We start from the raw sequence: 23,434 nt of genomic DNA, 5'->3' as shown, positions 1-23,434 counted from the left end.
TTAAGGGGCTGAAACAATAGCAAACACAAATATAAAATTGTCCAATCTATTGGTTCTTTTTTGCTAAAAAGAGTCAAAAAAAATAGTTCCGTAGCCGAGCTATGACATCCTTTTTTTGAAATTTTTTATAAAATATCTTTACATTTGTGAACTATTTTATAAATATATTTTGTGATTTTGCGTTAGGGATAGTAGTGAAAATCCTTTTAGAAGCCCTCCAGCCCCCAAAAGGGGTGTTGTATTGTACGAATATAGTTTCTGAATGTGGTAATAAAAAAAGATTATTTCACAATATTATATTTCTTTTGGAGTTCAATGAACGTTGTTTGAAACGGATAGCCCGACCCGTAGTTTACGGAGGGACACGCCCTTATTTTTATGAGATTGTTTAAAATTGGTTGTAACGAAATTTTGTTTTTTTTCTTACTTTTTGAGAAATGAAAATTGGATCAGTGGAAAGCATGGGTAAAAAGGTTACTTAACTATTTTTCAACAATTCGGTTGTTAATTTTTTAATCCAAATCCTGAAGCGACATGATTTTTCTATCATTTTTTCAATTCCAGTGAGCTCGGCAATATCCATTCCATCAATAATTTTATTGTACTTTTTACCATTTTGTTTGTAAATTTTTTCCAGCCTTTCAGATGGTCCAAAACCGCTATTGATGTCCTCAATGTTTGAATATTGATTACAAATAGCAACTACAGCATTTTTTATATTTATTCTTCTAATGCTCCAGAAATATTTTCTATATGTTTTTTATATAATTTTCCAAAATCACTACTCTTTAATAAATTATCAATATCTGTTTTCTCAATGTCTAACGAATTATAAAAAACAGTGAAATTATCTACCGTTGATGCGAATTTATTTTTCAAAAGGGAAATTATTTTTTTTGGAATGTCAAGCCCTTTTGTTTTGGCATAATTATTTTCAAGTAATAAATCAACCATGTTTTTAGCCAAATCATCAATTTCCTTCTTATTTAAAGCATAGATTAGACCAGCTATGTAATAGGTGCTCTTATTGAAAACAGGGAGAGAAGTGATGTAGCTTTCTGAATTTTCTCTTACTAGATCTCTAATAGTATCTAATATAATTGATGATGACAATAATTTACTACTTAACAAAAAAAGCTCTTCATTATCATCCAATGCTGAATTTTTATATATTTTTTCGTATTCTGATTTTTGAAAAACCCTACTTTCTCCCATTCTTGAACGTAAAGATTGAGCTGCTGCCATATAGACTGCTCTATATGCTAATGCACCATTTGGCATACTAACAATTTTTTTATTGGTAATTTGTTTTGCTTCGCCTTTTCTATCATAGATATAATCGAAATGTTTTATATTTTCACCTATTGCAATTTGAATAGGGTCATTAGCCAATAAAGAATATGTTTTTACTGCATTTTGATTGTTTGTTGCTTTAATTACATTAAGTTTAAGATCGGTTTGCAAAGAATCAATTTCATAAACACGAACTAAAATATTTGCTGAATTATTAAATTTGTCTTTAGTTTTTTCTCCATATTTCGCATTATATAATGCATTTACGGTTTGACATCCATTTATTATTTGCAAATTTTTTAATTCTATATTTAAAACTTTGTCTGCTCTTGGGGAGCCTAAAACAATTTCATCACAAATAATACTAATTCCATTATTCATATATGGAAACCAAATACTTTCTATATTTGTGATAGTACTAATTATATCTTTATTTACACTGCCTCGATCACCTAAATATAAACGTATATTTTCAGAATACAATTGATTATTATGGTATTTATCTTGTAAACGTATGAACTCATTTATATTACACATACCAATAAATACTCTTTTTGGCAGTCCTAAACTTGTTCTTTTAGAATTGTCCTCAAAACGATAAGAGTGTTGTCCATCAATCTCAAAATTAATAAACTCCGAAACTACTTTTATTTTTCCATCAACTGCCAATTCTATAATATCTTGTAAACCATATACCTGTACATTAAAATTATATAACTGTTTATCTCGTTCAAATCTACCTAAAACACTATTGATTGCATCTTTATTTGAAGTACTAATTCCTTTTGCATTATTGATAAAATGGCAATAAACAGCAATTTTATTATTTCTTTTGTTTAAAAAAGATTGAATTTTTTGGTCTATTTCATTAAGAACAGGATTTAGCATTGTTTCTTCGCTTCTCAACTCTGGATGCACAAAGGTGTCATTCATTAATGTAGTAAAATCTCTCAACTCTGTTGGAGAAGCTGCATTTTTTTGTGATTGATATAATTTAAACTGAAAAAGATGTAAATGCTTTTCATTAGTTGATTCGGTTTCTATAAAGGCATACGCATCCAGCAATAACTCCTGTTTACCGCTTATAAATTTATCTGTTATATGAAAATTCTCAAAAAACCCTTCTTCATGTAAATCCATTGCTAAAGAGGCACTCAATGCCATATATGAAATTTCATCACTTGCATCAGAAACTTTGCAAGTGCTTTTTCCAGCATTTATGGTCAAGTGCTCGTTCATTCTTTTAAAATAATCGAGTTCTTTTTTTATTTCATCATTTAGATACATCATTATTTGATAAAGTAATTAATAATTTAATCATTCAACTTCAACACCGCCATAAACGCTTCTTGCGGAATTTCTACATTCCCCACTTGGCGCATCCGTTTTTTACCTTTTTTCTGTTTTTCAAGCAATTTACGCTTACGCGAAATATCCCCTCCATAACATTTGGCGGTTACGTCTTTTCGCAAAGCTTTTATCGTTTCACGAGCTATGATTTTTGCGCCAATTGCCGCTTGAATCGGAATGTCAAATTGCTGTCTCGGAATCAATTCACGCAATTTCTCGGTCATTTTTTTACCAATATTATAGGCGTTATCTTCGTGAATCAAAGCCGAAAGTGCATCTACTGTTTGGGCATTCAAAAGCACGTCTAATTTTACCAATTTAGAGGTTCGCATCCCAATTGGCGAATAGTCAAACGACGCATATCCTTTAGAAACGGTTTTCAAACGGTCATAAAAATCAAATACAATTTCCGCCAAAGGCATGTCAAAATTCAACTCCACACGTTCGGTTGTCAAATAGGTTTGATTGGTTATCAATCCTCGTTTTTCGATACACAAACTCATTACATTCCCCACAAAATCAGACTTTGTAATGATGGTTGCTTTTATAAAAGGCTCTTCCACACGATCCAATTTTGACGGCTCTGGCAAGTCCGAAGGATTGTTTACAATAAGTGGTGTTTCAGGGTCTTTTTTGGTGTAAGCCAAATACGAAACGTTGGGCACTGTGGTAATTACCGTCATGTCAAACTCCCGTTCCAGTCGCTCTTGGATAATCTCCATGTGCAACATTCCCAAAAATCCACATCTAAAACCAAACCCTAATGCCGCCGAACTTTCTGCCACAAAAACCAACGAAGCATCGTTCAATTGCAGTTTTTCCATCGAGGCACGCAAATCTTCATAATCCTCAGTATCAACAGGATAAATCCCTGCAAATACCATCGGTTTCACATCCTCAAAACCAGTAATCATATTTTTAGTTGGCTCTTTGGCATCGGTCAAGGTATCACCCACTTTTACTTCTTTGGCTTCTTTAATTCCCGATATTAAATACCCAACATCGCCTGCCGAAATAACATTTTTTGGCACTTGATTTAGTTTTAAAGTACCAATTTCATCCGCAAAATATTCATTGCCAGTTGCCATGAACTTAATCTTTTGCCCTTTCTTAATTTCACCGTTAATAACCCTAAAAATAACCTCAATACCTCTAAAAGGATTGTAAACAGAGTCAAAAATTAAGGCTTGAAGTGGCTCGTCTTTGTTTCCTTTGGGTGCTGGAATCTTTTCGATAATGGCAGCCAAAATATTTTCGACCCCAAAACCTGTTTTTCCCGAAGCATGGATAATATCTTCCAGTTTACAACCCAATAAATCAATAATATCGTCGCTAACCTCCTCAGGATTAGCACTTGGTAAATCTACTTTGTTCAAAACCGGAATAATTTCCAAGTCGTTTTCCAATGCCAAATACAAATTAGAAATCGTCTGTGCCTGAATACTTTGCGCCGCATCTACAATCAACAAAGCGCCTTCACATGCCGCAATAGAACGAGAAACTTCATAGCTAAAATCTACGTGTCCCGGCGTGTCAATCAAGTTCAAAATATAATCTTCGCCCTTGTATTTGTACTCCATCTGTATCGCGTGGCTTTTTATCGTAATCCCACGTTCACGCTCCAAGTCCATGTTATCCAGCAATTGAGCCTTTTCTTCACGGGCAGTTACGGTTTGTGTAGCACCAAGAAGTCTGTCTGCCAAGGTACTTTTTCCGTGGTCTATGTGGGCAATGATGCAAAAATTTCTAATGTGTTTCATTGTTTTTTATTTGAAAATACCAACTGATTTTGGTGAAATTGAATGATCTGTTTTTGATGCAAATATAAATCAAACATATCCAACCTCAAAGGCATAGGCGGATTTAGTTTGCACTTTAATTTAGAATATCATAAAGGCCAATGGATAGCCAAAATCAATGCCCTTTTGGAATAACTTCAAAAAGGGTTCCGCTATCACATTTAAGTGTTTTGGAAGGAAATTTCATTAATACAGCATAGTCATGTGTGGCCATAATAACTGTTTTGCCGTTGGCATTTATTTTTCTTAATACATCCAACACTTCTGCGCTTGTTTGTGGGTCTAAATTACCCGTTGGTTCGTCTGCTAAAATAAGTTCTGGATCATTTAGTAAGGCTCTAGCAATGGCAATACTTTGTTGCTCGCCACCCGAAAGTTGGTGTGGCATTTTTTGTGCAAATTGCTGCATTCCTACTTTTTCGAGTACTTCTTGTATTTTGCCGTTCATCATTGCTAGATCTTGCCAGCCTGTGGCTTTTAATACAAACAACAAATTGTTATATACCGTTCTATCTGACAATAATTTAAAATCTTGAAAAACGATACCAATTTTTCTTCTCAAAAAAGGGATATCTTTGTCTTTCAAGCCATTTAATTCATAGCCAACCACTTTGCCTTGTCCTGTTGCCAAAGGAATATCGGCATACAGTGTTTTGATTAAACTACTTTTACCCGTACCCGTTTTGCCAATAAGATAAATAAATGCTCCTTTTTCTACTTCCAAATCAACGTTCGTTAAGATGGTTTTTCCTTCTTGAACGATATTGGCATTTTGTAATGATATGATGCTTGAACACATGTCGTTAAATTTTGGGTAAATGTATAAATTTTTACGTCATTTTCAAAAAAAAACTATTGTAACAAGTCCTTATTTGATTGTATTTAATTGATTTACAAGGGTATTTTTGTTGTACTTTTTACTTCGGCCATTGCAAAAAAAGTATGGATTTGTGAAACTCCCGTTAAAACTGATAATTTTTTTTGATGAAAATGGTGGTAGGTTTCCATATCGGGCAAAATAATTTTGAGCATATAATCAAAACTACCCGAAACAAAATGACATTCGACCACTTCGGGCAAACTCATGATGGCTTTGTTAAAAGATTCTGCTACATCAATGGTTTGTCTTACGAGTGTTACTTGGCAATATACGACTAGGTTTTTGCCTGTTTTTTTTTTGTTTAAAATGGCAACATATTTTTCAATTACCCCTTCTTTTTCAAGTTTTTTTACACGATCATGAACGGGCGATAACGACAAATTTATTTTGGAAGCTATGTCTTTCAACGTGAGTTGGGCGTTGTCCTGAAGCAACTGTAATATTTTTTTATCTATTTCGTCAAATATCATTTTTTTCTTATTTAATAAAATTATGTTTTTCCGTTTATTTTTCTTTTACAAATCTTATTTTAGTACTATTACCAAAAAAATTGCTTTATAATTTCAAAAATAAAGAATTTTTTCTGAATTGAAACCAAATTACACTTAATATTTTCTAAAATAGTAGTTTTGTATCATTGCTAACCCAAAAAAATATAACCATGATAATAGGTGTTCCAAAAGAAATTAAAAATAACGAAAATCGTGTAGCTGTAACACCTGCTGGTGTTTCTGAGTTTAAAAAAAATGGTCATGAAGTGTATGTTCAAAAAACGGCTGGCGAAAACAGTGGTTTTAGCGATTTGGCCTATGAAAATGCGGGTGCTGTCCTTTTAAACACTATTGAAGAGGTATATGCCATTGCCGAAATGATTGTAAAAGTAAAAGAGCCAATTGCCTCTGAATATCCATTGATAAAAAAAGACCAATTGTTGTTTACTTATTTTCATTTTGCCTCTTCAGAGCCTTTGACGCATGCCATGATTGCTCAAGAATCTGTTTGTTTGGCATACGAAACTGTGGAAAAAACAGACCGAAGCTTGCCCTTATTAATACCAATGTCTGAAGTTGCAGGGCGAATGGCTATACAAGAGGGAGCCAAATATTTAGAAAAACCATTAAAAGGAAAAGGGATATTGCTGGGTGGTGTGCCTGGTGTGCCACCAGCACAAGTATTGGTTTTGGGGGGTGGTATTGTGGGTACACAAGCTGCAAAAATGGCCGCTGGACTTGGTGCAAAAGTTACTATAATGGATGTAAATTTAGCTCGATTGAGACAACTTTCAGATTTTATGCCTGCCAATGTTACCACCGTAATGTCTAATCATTACAACATTTGCGAAGCTATTACAAAATCGGACTTGGTAGTAGGTGCTGTGCTAATTCCTGGTGCAAAAGCCCCTCATTTGATTACAAAAGACATGCTCAAATTAATGAATCCTGGTACGGTAGTGGTAGATGTTGCCGTAGATCAAGGGGGTTGTATAGAAACTTGTACACCCACTACGCATGAAAACCCTACTTTTATTATTGATGATATTGTACATTATTGTGTGGCCAATATGCCTGGTGCTGTGCCTTATACTTCTACATTGGCACTTACAAATGCTACCTTGCCGTATGCCATTCAACTGGCCAACAAAGGTTGGAAAAAAGCTTGTTTGGACAACGAAGAGCTTAAAAAAGGTTTGAATATTGCACAAGGCAAAATTGTTTATAAAGGTGTTTCAGATGCTTGGAACTTGCCTTTCTATGACGTTGCAACTATTTTGTAGCCTCAACCTATACCCTTTTAATTGGAACTTGCCTTTCTATGACGTTGTAACTATTTTGTAGCCTCAACCTATACCCTTTTAAAAGGATCTATTTTAAATTTTAATTTTGTTGCAAATCCCTCAGAAGCTACTGTTTTTTTTGAAATGGTAACTTTTGAGGTTTTTTTTATTGAAGGTTGATTTTGCGTGAGGGATAGCAGTGGAAATCCTTTTTTGCCCCCTCTTTTGGGGCAAAAAAGATTGCAACGAATAGCCCGACCCGGAGTTTTTACGGAGGGACACGCCCTTATTTTTATTAGATTTGATGATTTGATAAAAAAGTTTGTTTATTTTATGAATCTGATTGATGCGGTATATGCTTGTTTATTTATCTGTTGAATCGTTTTTGAGATTGTTTATAAAAAATTATATTTGCAGTTGAAAACAACAACTAAACCATACTAAATGACAATTTCATTACAACAATCGACATGTGCAATACAATCGGACGTAGCTGTAACAGGTTCAAAATCAGAAACTAACAGGTTTTTATTACTTCAAGCTTTGTATCCTTCTATTGTGTTGGACAATACGTCGAACTCGGACGATTCTGAGGTTATGACACAGGCGTTAGCTACGCAAGAACATACAATAGACATCCATCATGCGGGTACTGCAATGCGTTTTTTGACGGCCTATTTTGCCATTCAGAGCGGCAAAACGGTTGTTTTGACGGGTTCGTCAAGGATGAAGGAGCGTCCTATACAAATTTTGGTTGAGGCTTTGAACCAGCTTGGGGCAACAATTACTTATACAGAAAAAGAGGGTTTTCCGCCGATAAAAATAGTGGGGCGGCAATTATGGAACAACCAAATAAAGATGAAAGCTAATGTGAGTAGTCAATATATTTCGGCCTTGTTGTTGATAGCACCCAAACTAGAAAACGGTTTAGAACTGACACTTGAGGGCGACATAACCTCTGTACCATACATCAAAATGACTTTGGGATTGTTGCATGAAATTGGGGTTTGCACCCGATTTGAGGGTAATAAAATTACTGTTTTGCCCATGTCAAATATTGAAAACCAAGTAAGAGGACTTGTAGAATCGGATTGGTCGTCGGCGTCGTATTTTTATTCTATTGTGGCCTTGTCAAAAATTGGGACACAAATAAAATTAACAAGTTATAAAAAGCATAGTCTTCAGGGGGACAGTGCATTGGCACAAATTTATCTACATTTTGGTGTAACTACAACTTTTGAAAACGAGTCTATATTGCTTTCAAAAGTTGGTGCTCCGTCTATAGTTGATTTGAATTTAGATCTTAATAATTGTCCAGATATTGCCCAAACCATAGTGGTTACTTGTTTTGGATTGTCGATGGGTTGTACACTTACTGGGTTGCATACTTTAAAAATTAAAGAAACAGACCGCTTAGAAGCCCTAAAAGCGGAGCTAACCAAATTTGGTGCTAGTGTTCGGGTTAGCAACGATAGTTTGTGGTTAGAGGCCCATTCTGGCAGCATAGTTTCTGGTGCTACTGTTGCAACTTATAACGACCATCGAATGGCTATGGCCTTTGCTCCATTGGCCCTAAAAGTGCCGTTTATAATTGAAAATGCTGATGTAGTTTCTAAATCGTTTCCAGATTTTTGGACAGACTTGGCAAAAATTGGATTCAATTTTGATAGGGTTTGATAGATTGAAAATGGATATCTATTTTATATAACAAATCCCTCATTTTTTTATATTTTGAGGGATTTATTATTAAAGTATCTTTATTTTTACCTTTTTATTATACAAATGTTTTATATAAGTGATGTGAAAAGTATGTAAATATGTTTGCATCATTGCTAATGATTGATTTTTCAATTGGATGATCGTTTTTTTAGATTTGTGGCCTATACCAAATATATTTTTAATACTAATTTTACTTATTTTAAAAATATTAATTTAACCATACTTTTAATACAAATATAATATAAATATCAGTTTTATAAAAAGGCTTAAAATTTTTTGAAATTAGATAATAATGTTACATATTTGCATCCTATTTTAATAAAACAATGACTAAACAAGAAAAAATTCTAAATTTTGATCCCTCACAACCAGGCTTGGCAGACGAGAGTATTTTTGGGCTACCATTTTCGGCAGATGAAAGTGAAATTATCATTATTCCAGTGCCGTGGGAAGTAACTGTTAGTTATGGATCTGGAGCTTCAGAAGGGCCAGAGGCAGTGCTAAATGCCTCGTTTCAAGTAGATTTACACCATCAAGAGTTTCCAAATTTATGGAAACAAGGTATTTATTTAGACCTTAATGATCAAACTCAAAAGTGGGCCACAGACAGTAATAAATTCAAATCTATGGCACAGCCCATTATAGATGCTCTAACAGCTGGCGAAGTAATTGAAAGTTTGCCAGCATTGCAATCTGATTTGGATAAAATCAATAAAGCCTGCAAAGATTTGAACGAAGAGGTAAAACAACGTACCTTATATTGGTTAAAAAAAGGCAAAAAAGTAGCCCTTTTGGGTGGCGACCATGCTACACCATTAGGATATTATCAGGCCTTGGCAACCAAGTATGATAATTTTGGGATTTTACACCTAGATGCTCACATGGATTTGCGAATTGCTTATGAGGGGTTCACATATTCTCACGCATCAATAATGTACAATGCTTTGCAAATTCCTCAAATTTCAAAAATTGTTCAAATTGGCATTCGTGATTTTTGCAAACAAGAAGCAGAAACTGCCCTTAGCGAAAGAGTGTGTGTGCATACGGATATGGATTTAAAATCGGCACAATTCAAAGGTACAACCTGGCACGATCAATGTTTGCAAATCATAGCTTCGTTACCCAACAATGTGTTAATAAGTTTTGATATTGATGCTTTATACACATGGTATTGCCCCAATACAGGAACTCCTGTACCAGGCGGCATTTCATTTGAACAAACAACATACTTACTAAGTCTATTGGCTTCGTCTGACAAATGTATTATTGGATTCGACTTAGTAGAAGTGGCACCTGGCAACGATGATTGGGATGGCAATGTGGGAGCAAGATTGTTGTATCACTTATGCGGTGTTATATCAAAAAACAATCATTTGGATGTTGGCCAGACGATTCAGTTCAAAAAATAAAAACTTTACATCATTAAAAAAAAATTTGATAGCGGGATATTTTCGCTATCATTTTTTTTATTTAATATACCATCAAAATAGTTTTCGTTTATACCAACTGTATTTATAATATTAAATATATTTATAAAATAGTCCAAATATACGTAGTTTTTTTTAGAAAAATTTACAAAAATAATCGTTGCATAGCTGGGCNNAAGAACCAATAGATTGGGCTAATTTTTTATTTTATTTGGTATAATATAGGATACGACCCTTGCAATAGCAAACAAGCGAAGCAGGTTGTATGTTAGAAAAAAATTTCAAAAAAATCTTGGCTCACTTTTTTAAAACTAAATCCAAAAAAACACAAATTAGAGGATAAAATTAAAAATATTGATGTCAATCCAGTATTAAAAAACACATTGCTTATCAATAATTTAATTTTTTTATCGTTTTTTTTAAAGCTACCCTGTAATTTTAAGGGGGTTAAATTTATAAAATAACAAAAATGAAGTCAAATTTTAAATTTATTTGGGGGTGTAGATGATTTTTTTATACTTTTACCAAAAATTTTAAAACATCACACAATGAGAAAGATTATTTTAAGCGTGATTTTGATCACTTTAATGGTACTAACATTATTTTCAAATGTTTTTTTAACTCCAAGTCCACTTCCAACAGAAACGATTAAATTTGATACTGGCGACACCGCTTGGATGTTGGTTTCGACTGCCTTGGTTTTATTAATGACTCCAGGGTTAGGTTTTTTTTATGGAGGAATGGTTGGCAAAAAAAATGTTATCAGTACGATGTTACAAAGTTTTATGGCCATGATTATCGTTACGGTACTTTGGGTGGTTATTGCTTTTGGACTCAGTTTTGGTCCTTCCATCCATGGCATCATCGGAAATCCGCTTCCAAATATGTTTTTTCAAGGTGTTGGTACAAATACAGCATGGAGCCTCGCACCAACTATTCCATTTATGCTTTTTGCATTGTATCAAGCCAAGTTTGCCATCATTACACCAGCATTAGTTACTGGAGCATTTGCAGAGCGTATTCGTTTTTGGGCCTACTTATTGTTTATGGTATTGTTTATTTTACTAATATATGCACCATTAGCACATGCAACTTGGCATCCAGAAGGGATGTTGTTTAAACTTGGTGTTTTGGATTTTGCTGGAGGTACCGTTGTTCACATGAGTGCAGGTTGGGCAGCTTTAGCTGGTGCCATGTTTCTTGGAAAACGTAAAGTACAAAAAGTTAGTCCTGCTCGTATCACTTATGTATTGTTGGGTACTGGTTTATTGTGGTTTGGTTGGTTCGGGTTCAATGCAGGATCTGCAATGGGAGCCAATGGATTAGCAGTTCAAGCCCTTGGTACTACAACCGTTGCCGCAGCCGCAGCTGGTATGGCATGGGTGTTTTTAGATAAAATTTTAGGCCATAAATTATCTGCTATGGGAGCATGTATTGGTGCCGTAGTAGGGCTAGTAGCCATCACACCAGCAGCTGGTTTTGTAAGCTTATCTCATGCTATTTTTATAGGAATAGCGGCTAGTGTAATTAGTAATTTTGTGGTAAGCAAATTCCCTAAAGGGAAAATAGACGACGCTTTAGATGTATTTGGTTGTCATGGCGTTGGCGGTATGGTTGGTATGGTTTTAACTGGAGTTTTTGCTTCAAAAGCTGCAAATCCAGCACTAACCGAAGAAGGACTTTGGTTTGGACAAACCAACTTGTTTTTCCATCAAATCGAGGCATTAATTGGGGTATCTATTTTTGCTTTTACAGCTTCTTACGCTTTATTTTTTATAGTAAATAAAATCACGCCATTAAGAGTAAGCGAAGAAAAAGAAGAACTTGGACTTGACATTACACAACACGGCGAAAATTTATAATTTGTTATTTGTTTATTTTAATTAAGGGCTTTCACTACAGAAAGCCCTTTTTATATAAATATTTAAACATAATAATGATATAATAATACGTGTTTTCTAATAAATAGTCGATTTAAAAATGAGGGTACAACCCATAAAACTTGGTTGAAAAAACAAAACAAACTTCAGAATTAAAATTACTTTTGCGGATTAAATTAGAATATTGATAGACACATAAAAAAATAATATTTTACAAGATAAAAAAATAATATTTAAAAAAAAATCATTAATTTTACTCCAAATAATATTATCAATATAATGGCAGCAAAAGATACAGCAGACAAAACTTCTAACGAAAAAGAAGCAAGATTAAAAGCCTTACAACTTACATTAGACAAGCTCGACAAAACCTATGGCAAAGGAACCGTAATGAAAATGGGCGATCGAGCTATTGTAGAAGTAGAAACCATTTCATCAGGATCGCTTGGTTTAGATTTAGCCCTTGGCGTAAATGGTTATCCTAGAGGTAGAATCATAGAAATTTATGGTCCAGAATCGTCTGGTAAAACTACATTAACATTACATGCCATAGCAGAAGCCCAAAAGGCCGGGGGAATAGCAGCATTTATTGATGCTGAACATGCTTTTGACAGACATTATGCCGAAAAATTAGGGGTAGATATTGAAAATTTGATTATTTCTCAACCTGATAATGGAGAACAAGCATTAGAAATCGCCGAAAATTTAATTCGATCTGGTGCAATAGACATTGTTGTAATAGATTCAGTAGCAGCATTAACTCCTAAAAGTGAAATAGAAGGCGAAATGGGCGATTCAAAAATGGGTTTACATGCACGATTAATGTCACAGGCCTTAAGAAAATTGACGGGTACCATTAGTAAAACCAATTGCACTGTATTTTTTATCAACCAATTACGAGAAAAAATTGGGGTTATGTTTGGAAATCCAGAAACTACTACGGGTGGAAATGCTCTTAAATTTTATGCTTCTGTTCGATTAGACATTCGCCGTTCGGCACAAATCAAAGATGGTGAAAACGTTTTAGGTAACAGAACAAAAGTAAAAGTGGTAAAAAACAAAGTGGCTCCTCCCTTCAAAACAGCAGAATTTGACATTATGTATGGCGAAGGCGTATCAAAAACAGGTGAAATATTAGATTTAGCCGTAGAATTTGAAATCGTAAAAAAAGCAGGTTCATGGTTTAGTTATGGCGAAACGAAATTAGGCCAAGGTAGAGATGCTGTAAAAGCACTAATCAAAGATAATCCAGAATTAGCTGATGAATTGGAAGAAAAAATTAAATTAAAAATCAAAGAAAGTAACGTTAATTAATTTATAAATAACATGAAAAAGATTTTATTAAGTTTTGCAATCGGTGTTACACTTGTTTCTTGTAGCAAACAAGAACCATATCAATCTATCGAATATTATGATACTTTACCCGTAGAATCTGTAGTAATGCCCACAACATTCAAAGTAGATAGTGTTTCAAACATAACACTAAAATACAGAAAACCAACTACTTGCTATGTTTATCAAGGATTATATTACGAAAAAAATGGATTTACTAGAACAGTAGCCATAAATACAATCAATTATGAACATGGAAACTGTATAACCGAAACGCAAAACCTCTATGAAACAGCGGTCAATTTTAGACCAGTAGCCTCTGGAACATATACCTTTAAATTTTGGACAGGAACCAGTACAGCAGGAGTAGATCAATTTGCTACTTATCAAGCAATTGTGCCATAATATGTCAAATTGATTGACTTTCAAGTTCTTTTACTTTTTCATAAACCAATTGGCTTTCAAATCCACGACGAAGCAAGTAATCGCAAAATTTTTGCCGCTTTTTTAACTTGTTCTTTTCTGTAATTGAAAGCCAATTTTTATTGGCTATATTATCAAATGTTTGACAATACTCTTCGTCTGATATTTCTTGTAAAGCTTTGTCTATATTGTATTTAGAAATGCCTCTACATTTTAATTCACTCACTATTCTAATTTTTCCCCAATGTTTCATTCTGTGCTTGCCCCTAGCAAAAGCACAAGAAAAACGTTCTTCATTAAGAAAATTATTGGTAATCAAATAAACCAAAATTTCATCGATTTCGATAGTAGTCATTCTCAAATCTAGAAGTTTGCTTACAACCTCCTGATGACAACGTTCTTGATAGGCACAAAAATACTCAAGTTTTTGAATAGCTTCTTTTATAGTTGGAAATTCTTTAGACATCTTACATACCAGTTCTAATAGCTTCCACAGGATCTAATTTTGAAGCAGCAATAGCAGGCAAAATACCCGATATCAAACCAATAATAGCAGCAATCATAGTACCTAAAACCATGTTTTTTGTACTTAAAACAAATTCAAAATCTAAAACATTGGTTAAAATAAGCGTAATAAACCAAACAAATAAAAGCCCCATCATACCTCCAATAATACATAAAATAACTGCTTCAAACAAAAATTGAAAGAGTATAAATCTATTTTTAGCCCCTAATGACTTCTGAATACCAATTAAATTTGTACGTTCTTTAACAGATACAAACATAATATTCGCAATTCCAAATCCTCCAACTAATAACGAAAACCCAGCAATAATCCATCCTCCAATATTCAAATTAGAAATTATACCATCAAGAAAATCAGTAAACCCTGAAAGCACATTAATAAAAAAATTGTCTATTTCTACAGTTTTCAAAGCTCTCATGGTTCTAACTTTTTGCGATATATCGGCTTTAAAGGCATCCATATCAATACCCTTTTGAGGTTTAATTAATATTACTGGAGTTAAAAAATCTGCATTATCTCCATAAGTACGTCTCAAAAAATTAGCGGGTATAAAAATAGAAGAATCATTACTATCTCCAAACATACCTTCTCCTTGTTTTTTCAACACACCAATAACTGAAAAACGTTGCCCGTATAATCGAACTTTTTGACCAATTGGATTATAATTTTCAAATAAACTTAAAGCTACATCGTGCCCTAAAACCACTAATGCAGCACCAGAATTAGATTCAGATTCATTATAAAAACGTCCTAATTGAAAATCTAATTTCTGAATATCATCAAACTCGTCTGATACGGGTACAACATTCAACTGATTGACAGTATTAGATTCAAATTTAATACTTTCAGATTTTGTAAAATATTGAAAACAAATATTTTCAGCCTGACTTAAATTATTTTTTAAAAATTGATATTCTTCAAAAGTAACATCAGGAAATTGTTCTCTTTTCCATTTAGGAATTTCAGAAGGTCCAAATGAAAAACGCATCACATACATGGTGTTTTTATCCAAACTACTTAAATCTTTTTTAATTTTTTTATCTAAAGAATCAACAGCCGCCAAAACAGCTATAATAGAAAAAATACCAATTGTAACACCCAATAAAGATAAAAAAGTACGTAACTTATTATTTCGGAGTGCATTAATAGCAAATCTGAAACTCTCATTTAATAATCTAAGATAAACAAACATATACAAAAATTTAGTATCGATTAATAATAATTAGTATATAAAAAGAAGTTAAAGTTACAAAAAAATAAAAAAAAGGCTGTGTAAACACAGCCTTTTTTAAATTTAAATAAGATCTTCTTATTCTAATACTAAAGAAACTCTTCTAGATAAATCCATTCCTATTGAAGATGGATCATTTGTATAAGTTTTATCAATACCTTCGCCTGTAATAGATATTCTGTCAGCAGCAATACCACTTGCTACTAAAGTTTGATACAATTTTTGAGCTCTACGTTCTGACAATGCTTTATTTTTAACATTATTTCCTCGCTTATCAGTATATCCAACTAACTTAACTTTAGCATCAGGATAGAAATTCATAAACTTAATAATATGGAAAATATTATTTGTAGATCCCGCGTTTGGTGTATCTTTATTAACATCATAAAATACATTCAAATAACCTTTATCTGCCAAATCTCTAATTGCATCTGACTTAGTAACAACACCATTTGAACCATTTTCTCCATTAATACCACCTGTAATTGGAGCAGTAATTGCATTACCATGTGAATCAACAGCGATACCAGGAGGTGTATCATTTTGCACATCCAAATAATCTGCAATACCATCTTTATCTGTATCTTGCAACATCGTTTCAAGAGAAGATAGTTTATTAACTGCCGCATCAACTGTAGCAGCAACAGTAGCTTGTTCCACATACCAATCAGCATGTTTCTCTTTACTTCCTAAATAATAAGTTAAACCAACAGAAGTATTATACATTAACCCAGATAAATTATCGCTTCTATTATTTGCAGTATTATCTAAAAAGTTTGAATACCCATCCCATGAATAATGTTGTCTAAAATTAGAAATTGCACTAACATCAGCAGTAATAACAAACTTTTTTGAAACTCTAAATTGTGGAGTAACACCATATATAATACCACCATTATCTTCTGTAGTCTCTTTAAACGGCCCTATTTTTGGAGTTAATTGAGCTACTTGAATACCTCCGTGAAACAACAAACCTATTCTTGATGTAAAACTTTCAAAATTTAAAACTCTACCAACATTAATAACCGTTTGAACACCAATTCTATATTGTATGTTTTCAAAAGTAGCAGGAGAATATGAACCAGATCTGTTATTAATATTATCATATCCAAAATCTAATTTTAAACCAAATTTAGGATTAACCATATATCTAATACCAAATTCATAGTGATTAAACTTTGGGTTTGCAAAATAAGTATTACCGTCTGAATTATTAAAACCAGTCGTAAAAGGCCTTATGGGTTTATTACCACCCGCAGCAACTTCAACAGACCATTGATTGTATGGCTTATCTTCTTTTACTTTTGAATTATCTTGTGCAGTAGCATACTGTCCAAAAGCAACTAATGTAAATGCTATTAACGATTTTTTCATTTTATTATGTAAAGGTTGTAGGTTAAATTATTTTTTATTGATTAATTTTTGAGAAACTATAGAACCATTATCTAATTTAATTTTAACAATGTAAAAACCCTCTGCATAATTAAAAGCTTTCTTTATTGATTTTTCGTTATTAATATTAATAGATTGTAATTTTTTTCCTGTAATATCGTATATTTCAACATTTGTCATAGCTAATGAAGCTGCAATATTTAAATTCTCATCTTTAATAAATGCTAAAACTTGATTAGTGTTAAAAGTATTGTTATCCAATGCAGTATTTTGATATACAACTTCAAATCTATCATCTGTAGATGATGTTGTGGTTGTAAATGTAAAGTCACCATTAGCGAAATCATGATAGGTATTGTTTAATTTATCATGTAAAAACACATTAACTGTACCATTTGCAAATACACCTTCTTGTTCAGTTATTCCTATTTTATAGGTTTCAGCAACTGCTGTTGCAAATTCAGGTGATGAAGTTGAAGGAAGTTTTACACCAACTGGAACTACATCTGTAGATTCAAATGCTGGACGTCCATTAATAGCTAATTTATATATTCCAGATAAAGTGTACATTGAAGTAGCGTTAGCAGAGCCACTTTCAGCATCATATAATCTATCATAACCCGTAGTAGCCTCATTTGAATAAGCTATTAATATTTGACTAAATATACCTAAATTAGTATTTGTCATGTTCAACTTAAATCTATTTCTCTCAAAGTTAGATGTATCATTATTTGTATTTTCATTTGCTGTTCTAAAGAAATTATTATTTCCAGATGTAACTCTCATACAGTTTGTAAAGGTAACATCACCATCGGTAGTACATCTAACCATAAAACCTTGAGCCGAAGCAATTTTACCAGATATAGTTTGTGATATTGGTGAAGTATTTACAGAGCCTGAAGGATTGTATATAGCATAATCAGCACTAGTATAAGCTGCATTTACGCCACTTATTGTAGCAGGAGCTGTTTTAGAAGTCCATAATTTAACAAAACCATCAATAGTAGTGTTTTGTCTCAAGAACATATCTACATCTATAGCACTTGGATATGGATTTGCTAATAAATTGTAATTTTTTGTACTTGAAGTAAAAGCGCTTTTTGTTACTGGAACTACCACATCACCATTGTTAGCTGTTCCTGCAATTTTTAATTTTACTATACCTGTATTACTACCAGTTGTATCAAAAGGTGCAATAGGATTAACCATTGTAATAAAACCTTTACCGTTTTCGACAGCTGTCAAAGCTTGCCATCCATAAGTTGCTGACCCATAAGCACCCGTTTGACCTGGTACCCATTTGTATTTATCTAAGAAAACATTTGATGTTGCTGTTGGTGCTGCTGCTATTGCAGTTGTGAAACTTTCAGCTGCTGCTAATTGCGAGAAGAAGTTTGAATTTACAGGTGTTCCCCAATAAATATAATCATAACCTCTCATTGCTCTTGATACTTTTGTTAATTCAATTGAAGGTGCAATTGAAGCGCCATTTCTTTGAACTATACTTGCCTCACTTGCTAATATTATTTTGCTTCCACCTGTTGTTGTAACTTCATTTACTATTTCTAATACATCTCCGTTTGCTAATTTTAAATCAGCATTTAAATTTAATTTATTACAAACAAATGATCCTGGTGAATTAGTTGAGCCAGATATTGTAGCAGTTGATTCTAAAGTTGGTACTCCATTAGACCATGCTGATCCATCCCAAGTTGTTGTATGAGACCCTAAAGCTACAAGAGTTTGACAAGCTCCTTTTTTTGAACCTAAGGCAAAAAATTGAAATGATGTACCAGACAAATCTATATTCAAAGTAGAAGTTATAGACCCTTTTGATCCAATTGCACTAGCAGCGTTATCAAAGAAATTGTTTGTATCTACAGTTGATGGTATTTGAACCCAATCAGTTCCATTATAACCCACTATAGTAATATCAGAAGTAGAAGGTGTTCCAGTAGTCCCTGTTAAATCTGTGGTTAAATTTTCTGTCCAAGCTAATGATAGTTTACCTGTTTTGGTTGCTCCTGTCAATTGTTTGATATCCCAATAACCAGTTGAGGATACTTTTGAAACAGTTCCATCAAAAGTTAAATCTGTGTAAGCAGATGTGTAATAAGCCGCTGCAACCTCTCCAGCTACTGACGCATCAACCTTTGCAGGTGCATAAGTAGTAGTCTGTCCAATTTGATAAACAAAAGCTGACGCAGTATTGGATTTGGTATAACCGTCGTTAAAATGTGTAGCTACTGATGCAGTTGCGGTTGTTGCACCATCACCAAATGATAATACACCATAAGTAGATGCTGTTCTTGTTGTAGTTGTTGTTCCTGTAGTAGGGTCTGTTGGTGCTACACCAAAATTATAAACTCCAGATTGAACATAAAACAATCCTGAATCGGCTATATATAAGGTACCATTATTTTGTACTTGTGCCGAAATGTTTTGTGAAGCAAAAATAGCAAGCATTATTAATAAAGCTGGTGAAAAAATTGCTTTTAAATTTGGTAAAAATGTATTTTTTTTCATAATTTTTTTAAGATTAACAGTTGTAAAATATCGAATTATTTAAGTAGGATTTAATTCTTTTTTTTTTTAAAAATTATTGTTTTATAATTTACTTTTGTTTTTGTTTAAATTGTAATAGTAAACACCCGCAATTACTAAACCTATTGTTAGCAAGAACATTATGTTACTGTCTATAGGTGCTCCTGGTGGTGGTGGTGGTGCATCTGTTCCACCTGGATCTACTTGTGCTTTTAATTCTAACATGTTTAAAAACATGATTAGTGTAGATGCAAATTTCATAAAACTGATTTTCTTTAAAACTTTCATTTGGTTTATTGGGTTTAATATTTTTGAATTATTTACATTAAAATTTAATTTCCTTAACTCTTGTTTATTTTACAATTAATCTGTTGGTGCAAACTTATGATTAATTGCTTATATAACAGGGCAAAGGTATGTTTTTATATTGAATATATAATATATAAATTAACAAGCGTATCAAAAACAAGAATAAATGTTTTTAATTTTGGCATTATCGTTTTATTGGTAACTTGATTTTTTTAAGAAATAATAAAACATATTATAAATTTTACACTTAAAATTCATTTAATCGTTTGTTTTAATCTTTTTATCGATGCTTTTTTTGTCTAAATACACCTTTTTAACATAATAAATAATTTGATCAATTTCTTGTTTTCTTTTAGATTCTACATTTTAATTTTCAAATTTCATTTTATTATTTTAAAAAATACTATACTCAATTTATTTTATTACACCCCATTTTTACATTCTCAAATTAATGATTTGAAATTCTATGATTTGAAATAATAATTCAAACTATCCATTTTTAATTTTGAAACAAATGAATTATATTTGCAAAATAATATAAGCAATAATCAAATAAATTAATAAATAATGAAACGTACAAAAGTAAAGGAATTATTGAATAGTACTAGCACCTTAAAGGAAGTTTTGGTAAACGGATGGGTTAGAACTTTTAGAAACAATCAATTTATTGCTTTAAATGATGGTTCTACTATACATAATATACAGTGTGTTGTTGATTTTGAAAACACATCTGATGCAGTTTTAAAAAGAATTACAACTGGAGCTGCAATTTCGGTAACGGGTGCTTTGGTTGAAAGCCAGGGTGCTGGTCAAAAATATGAAATACAAGTTGCCCAATTGTCGATTTTGGGTGATTCTGATCCTGAAAAATTCCCGATGCAACCTAAAAAGCATTCATTAGAATTTTTAAGAGAAAATGCCCATCTTCGTGTTCGAACGAATGTTTTTGGTGCCATCATGCGTGTGAGATCGGTATTGTCTTTTGCTGTTCATCAGTACTTTCAACAAAAAGGTTTTGTTTATGTAACTACTCCTATCATAACAGGTTCTGATGCTGAAGGAGCAGGTGAAATGTTTAGAGTTTCTGCCCTACCTTTTGATAATACTCCTAGAAATGAATTTGGAAAAGTTAATTATAAGGAAGATTTTTTTGGTAGAGAAACCAATTTGACTGTTTCTGGACAATTGGAAGGCGAAACGTATGCCATGGCCTTAGGACAAATTTATACATTTGGCCCTACATTTAGAGCTGAAAATTCTAACACTTCCAGACATTTGGCCGAATTTTGGATGATTGAACCCGAGGTAGCTTTTAATGACTTGGACGACAACATGGATTTGGCTGAAGATTTTATTAAATATGTTGTAAACTATGCTTTAGAGCATTGTTTGGATGACTTAAAATTCTTAGAATCACGATTGATGGATGAAGAAAAATCAAAACCTCAATCGGAAAGAAGCGACATGAATTTGATAGATAAATTGCACTTTGTGAGCAACAATCAGTTCAAAAGGGTTTCTTATACAGAGGCTATCGCTATTTTGAAAAACTGTAAACCAAATAAAAATAAAAAATTTCATTACATTATAGACGAATGGGGAGCCGATTTACAAAGTGAGCATGAAAGGTATTTGGTAGAAAAACACTTTAAATGTCCGGTAATATTATTTGATTATCCAGCAAATATCAAAGCTTTTTATATGCGTTTGAACGAAGATGGTAAAACCGTTAGAGCTATGGATATATTGTTTCCTGGCATTGGTGAAATTGTTGGTGGCTCTCAAAGAGAAGAACGTTTTGATGTTTTGGTCGAAAAGATGAAAGCCTTAGGTATTGATGAAGAAGAATTATGGTGGTACTTAGATACCCGCCGATTTGGAACCGCAGTACATTCTGGTTTTGGGCTTGGTTTTGAACGACTAGTGTTATTTGTTACAGGTATGACAAATATTAGAGATGTTATTCCGTTTCCAAGAACACCACAAAATGCAGAATTTTAATCAATAACATGTTAATAATAATGGTTTTAAAGTAAATATTATAATATACATTTTGCGTTAAAACCATTTTTTTTCAAATCAAGAGATGCTAAAACAGAGTTTACAATTCAAATTATCCCAAAAATTATCTCCGCAACAAATTCAGTTGATGAAATTGGTTCAATTGCCAACACAAGCATTTGAACAACGATTGCTTGAAGAAATGAACGAGAATCCTGCTTTGGAAATGGGTTTAGATGCTGAAGAGCTTTTTGAAAAAGATGAATTTGATAATGAAAATGATGATTTTGATTATGAGGACAATGAAAATATTGATACGGATGACATTAATATAGATGAATATTTGTCTAATGATGAAATACCTGATTACAAGACTCAAAGCAATAACTATAGCGAAGACGAAGAAGAAAAATCAAATCCATTAGCTTCTACCATTAGTTTTCATCAAGATTTGATTAATCAGTTGAATACCTTTATATTGAGTGATGACGAACGTCAAATTGCAGAATTTTTAGTTGGAAGTATAGACGATATGGGTTACATTCGTAGGAGTATTGCAGATATAGTAGATGACATGGCTTTTACACAAGCGATTTATACCGAGGAAAAAACGGTATCTAAAATTATGCAAATCATTCATCAATTAGAGCCGACTGGTGTTGGGGCAAGAGATTTGCAAGAATGTTTGTTGCTACAACTAAAACACAAAACGCCTACTGAATATGTATCGATAGCTATTGAAATTATAGAAAATCATTTTGATGTTTTTACAAAAAAACATTATGAAAAATTGATAGCTAAATTTGAAATTTCTAATGAGCAATTGAAAAAAGCCATCTATGAAATAGAAAAATTAAATCCAAAACCTGGAAGTTCCTTTACAGGCAATACAAAAATAACAGAACAAGTTGTTCCGGATTTTATTATTCGTATTCAAGATGAAGCATTAGAACTATCGCTAAATAGTCGCAATGCTCCTAGTCTTCATGTTTCAAAGGATTATCAGGACATGCTTCAAACCTATAAAAGCAGTCAAGACAAATCTGTTGCACAAAAAGATGCGGTTCAATTTATCAAACAAAAATTAGACTCAGCAAAATGGTTTATCGATGCTATAAAACAAAGACAAGAAACTTTGTTTGTTACTATGAATGCCATTATGCACTTTCAGCATGACTATTTTTTAGAGGGCGATGAAGCAAAACTAAAGCCTATGATTTTGAAAGATATAGCCGATATGATAGGTTTAGACATTTCTACGATTTCGAGAGTTGCAAATAGTAAGTATGTTGATACTCCTTATGGGACAAAATTATTGAAAGAGTTTTTTTCTGAAGCTATGAAAAATGATCAGGGTGAAGATGTATCGACAATTGAAATTAAAAGAATACTCAAAAATATTATTGCAGACGAAGACAAACACAAACCACTAACCGATGATCAATTAGTAGATATATTAAAAGAGAAAGGCTACCCAATTGCTCGAAGAACAATAGCTAAATATAGAGATGTTTTAGAAATACCCGTGGCCAGAATGCGAAAAAAAATGTAATT

General features: G+C 32.7%; 18 protein-coding genes. 8 read left to right on the top strand and 10 right to left on the bottom strand.

Annotation, left to right across the window (positions count from 1 at the left end; all coding sequences use genetic code 11):
* Positions 1–478 precede the first annotated feature (478 nt).
* The 5 genes from B0A58_RS17070 to B0A58_RS05270 all read right to left on the bottom strand — a co-directional run bounded on the left by B0A58_RS17070 (position 479) and on the right by B0A58_RS05270 (position 5,792).
* Positions 479–697 carry a DUF4276 family protein gene (locus B0A58_RS17070; protein ID WP_394364001.1) on the bottom strand — a complete coding sequence of 73 codons (219 nt, stop codon included), beginning with the start codon at positions 695–697 and terminating at the stop codon, positions 479–481.
* A gap of 23 nt (positions 698–720) precedes the next feature.
* Positions 721–2,583: an AIPR family protein gene (locus B0A58_RS05285; RefSeq protein WP_089080164.1), complete on the bottom strand. Its 1,863-nt coding sequence runs from the start codon at positions 2,581–2,583 to the stop codon at positions 721–723.
* A 23-nt stretch (positions 2,584–2,606) separates the two neighbouring features.
* A complete protein-coding gene (gene lepA / locus B0A58_RS05280) occupies positions 2,607–4,403 on the bottom strand; it encodes a translation elongation factor 4 (protein ID WP_089080163.1) in 1,797 nt (598 codons plus the stop codon).
* A 154-nt stretch (positions 4,404–4,557) separates the two neighbouring features.
* Positions 4,558–5,241: a cell division ATP-binding protein FtsE gene (locus B0A58_RS05275; protein ID WP_089080162.1), complete on the bottom strand. Its 684-nt coding sequence runs from the start codon at positions 5,239–5,241 to the stop codon at positions 4,558–4,560.
* A 92-nt stretch (positions 5,242–5,333) separates the two neighbouring features.
* Positions 5,334–5,792, bottom strand: a complete 459-nt coding sequence (locus B0A58_RS05270; RefSeq protein WP_014085144.1) for an Lrp/AsnC family transcriptional regulator — start codon at positions 5,790–5,792, stop codon at positions 5,334–5,336.
* Positions 5,793–5,983: 191 nt separating this feature from the next.
* Here B0A58_RS05270 and ald point away from each other — a divergent pair, with 191 nt between their 5' ends.
* The 6 genes from ald (at position 5,984) to B0A58_RS05235 (ending at position 13,859) form a co-directional block, all read left to right on the top strand.
* The gene (ald, locus tag B0A58_RS05265; protein WP_014085145.1) at positions 5,984–7,096 is read left to right on the top strand and encodes an alanine dehydrogenase; all 1,113 of its coding nucleotides are present in this window, start codon (positions 5,984–5,986) and stop codon (positions 7,094–7,096) included.
* Positions 7,097–7,540: 444 nt separating this feature from the next.
* Positions 7,541–8,773 (top strand): 3-phosphoshikimate 1-carboxyvinyltransferase, encoded by a 1,233-nt coding sequence (locus B0A58_RS05255; protein ID WP_089080160.1) that lies wholly within the window; start codon positions 7,541–7,543, stop codon positions 8,771–8,773.
* Between the two features lie 368 nt (positions 8,774–9,141).
* A complete protein-coding gene (locus B0A58_RS05250; RefSeq protein WP_089080159.1) occupies positions 9,142–10,224 on the top strand; it encodes an agmatinase family protein in 1,083 nt (360 codons plus the stop codon).
* Positions 10,225–10,790: 566 nt separating this feature from the next.
* A complete protein-coding gene (locus tag B0A58_RS05245; RefSeq protein WP_089080158.1) occupies positions 10,791–12,104 on the top strand; it encodes an ammonium transporter in 1,314 nt (437 codons plus the stop codon).
* Between the two features lie 297 nt (positions 12,105–12,401).
* Entirely contained in the window at positions 12,402–13,436 is a 1,035-nt protein-coding gene (gene recA, locus B0A58_RS05240; RefSeq protein ID WP_014085149.1) for a recombinase RecA, read from the top strand.
* A 12-nt stretch (positions 13,437–13,448) separates the two neighbouring features.
* Positions 13,449–13,859, top strand: a complete 411-nt coding sequence (locus tag B0A58_RS05235) for a hypothetical protein (protein ID WP_014085150.1) — start codon at positions 13,449–13,451, stop codon at positions 13,857–13,859.
* A 4-nt stretch (positions 13,860–13,863) separates the two neighbouring features.
* On the opposite strand, the gene B0A58_RS05230 is transcribed toward B0A58_RS05235, so the two are convergent.
* From B0A58_RS05230 to B0A58_RS16165, 5 genes are all read right to left on the bottom strand, one after another.
* Entirely contained in the window at positions 13,864–14,343 is a 480-nt protein-coding gene (locus B0A58_RS05230; RefSeq protein WP_089080157.1) for a regulatory protein RecX, read from the bottom strand.
* 1 nt (position 14,344) lies between these two features.
* The gene (locus B0A58_RS05225) at positions 14,345–15,595 is read right to left on the bottom strand and encodes an ABC transporter permease (protein WP_089080156.1); all 1,251 of its coding nucleotides are present in this window, start codon (positions 15,593–15,595) and stop codon (positions 14,345–14,347) included.
* Positions 15,596–15,712: 117 nt separating this feature from the next.
* On the bottom strand, positions 15,713–17,008 hold the full coding sequence (locus B0A58_RS05220) for an OmpA family protein (protein ID WP_089080155.1): 1,296 nt from the start codon (positions 17,006–17,008) through the stop codon (positions 15,713–15,715).
* Positions 17,009–17,035: 27 nt separating this feature from the next.
* Complete coding sequence (locus B0A58_RS05215; protein WP_089080154.1) at positions 17,036–19,552, bottom strand: T9SS type A sorting domain-containing protein; 2,517 nt, start codon at positions 19,550–19,552, stop codon at positions 17,036–17,038.
* A gap of 81 nt (positions 19,553–19,633) precedes the next feature.
* Complete coding sequence (locus tag B0A58_RS16165; RefSeq protein WP_106408027.1) at positions 19,634–19,831, bottom strand: hypothetical protein; 198 nt, start codon at positions 19,829–19,831, stop codon at positions 19,634–19,636.
* Positions 19,832–20,446: 615 nt separating this feature from the next.
* Between B0A58_RS16165 and asnS the strand changes: the two genes are divergently transcribed.
* Positions 20,447–21,880 (top strand): asparagine--tRNA ligase, encoded by a 1,434-nt coding sequence (gene asnS / locus B0A58_RS05210; protein WP_089080153.1) that lies wholly within the window; start codon positions 20,447–20,449, stop codon positions 21,878–21,880.
* A gap of 85 nt (positions 21,881–21,965) precedes the next feature.
* Positions 21,966–23,432, top strand: coding sequence for an RNA polymerase factor sigma-54 (rpoN, locus tag B0A58_RS05205; RefSeq protein ID WP_089080152.1), 1,467 nt, complete (start codon positions 21,966–21,968; stop codon positions 23,430–23,432).
* Positions 23,433–23,434: the final 2 nt, after the last annotated feature.

It is taken from the genome of Flavobacterium branchiophilum NBRC 15030 = ATCC 35035, assembly GCF_002217205.1.
GTDB classification, from domain to species: Bacteria; Bacteroidota; Bacteroidia; order Flavobacteriales; family Flavobacteriaceae; genus Flavobacterium; species Flavobacterium branchiophilum.
This window is presented reverse-complemented; position numbering and strand designations above follow the sequence as displayed.

Coding starts and splice junctions, on each gene's coding strand:
- B0A58_RS05285 (WP_089080164.1), bottom strand. CDS start 2,583: ATGATGTATCTAAATGATGAAATAAAAAAAGAACTCGATTATTTTAAA.
- B0A58_RS05275 (WP_089080162.1), bottom strand. CDS start 5,241: ATGTGTTCAAGCATCATATCATTACAAAATGCCAATATCGTTCAAGAA.
- recA (WP_014085149.1), top strand. CDS start 12,402: ATGGCAGCAAAAGATACAGCAGACAAAACTTCTAACGAAAAAGAAGCA.
- B0A58_RS16165 (WP_106408027.1), bottom strand. CDS start 19,831: ATGAAATTTGCATCTACACTAATCATGTTTTTAAACATGTTAGAATTA.
- B0A58_RS05235 (WP_014085150.1), top strand. CDS start 13,449: ATGAAAAAGATTTTATTAAGTTTTGCAATCGGTGTTACACTTGTTTCT.
- B0A58_RS05230 (WP_089080157.1), bottom strand. CDS start 14,343: ATGTCTAAAGAATTTCCAACTATAAAAGAAGCTATTCAAAAACTTGAG.
- B0A58_RS05245 (WP_089080158.1), top strand. CDS start 10,791: ATGAGAAAGATTATTTTAAGCGTGATTTTGATCACTTTAATGGTACTA.
- B0A58_RS05220 (WP_089080155.1), bottom strand. CDS start 17,008: ATGAAAAAATCGTTAATAGCATTTACATTAGTTGCTTTTGGACAGTAT.
- B0A58_RS05225 (WP_089080156.1), bottom strand. CDS start 15,595: ATGTTTGTTTATCTTAGATTATTAAATGAGAGTTTCAGATTTGCTATT.
- ald (WP_014085145.1), top strand. CDS start 5,984: ATGATAATAGGTGTTCCAAAAGAAATTAAAAATAACGAAAATCGTGTA.
- B0A58_RS05255 (WP_089080160.1), top strand. CDS start 7,541: ATGACAATTTCATTACAACAATCGACATGTGCAATACAATCGGACGTA.
- B0A58_RS05270 (WP_014085144.1), bottom strand. CDS start 5,792: ATGATATTTGACGAAATAGATAAAAAAATATTACAGTTGCTTCAGGAC.
- rpoN (WP_089080152.1), top strand. CDS start 21,966: ATGCTAAAACAGAGTTTACAATTCAAATTATCCCAAAAATTATCTCCG.
- B0A58_RS05250 (WP_089080159.1), top strand. CDS start 9,142: ATGACTAAACAAGAAAAAATTCTAAATTTTGATCCCTCACAACCAGGC.
- B0A58_RS05215 (WP_089080154.1), bottom strand. CDS start 19,552: ATGAAAAAAAATACATTTTTACCAAATTTAAAAGCAATTTTTTCACCA.
- asnS (WP_089080153.1), top strand. CDS start 20,447: ATGAAACGTACAAAAGTAAAGGAATTATTGAATAGTACTAGCACCTTA.
- lepA (WP_089080163.1), bottom strand. CDS start 4,403: ATGAAACACATTAGAAATTTTTGCATCATTGCCCACATAGACCACGGA.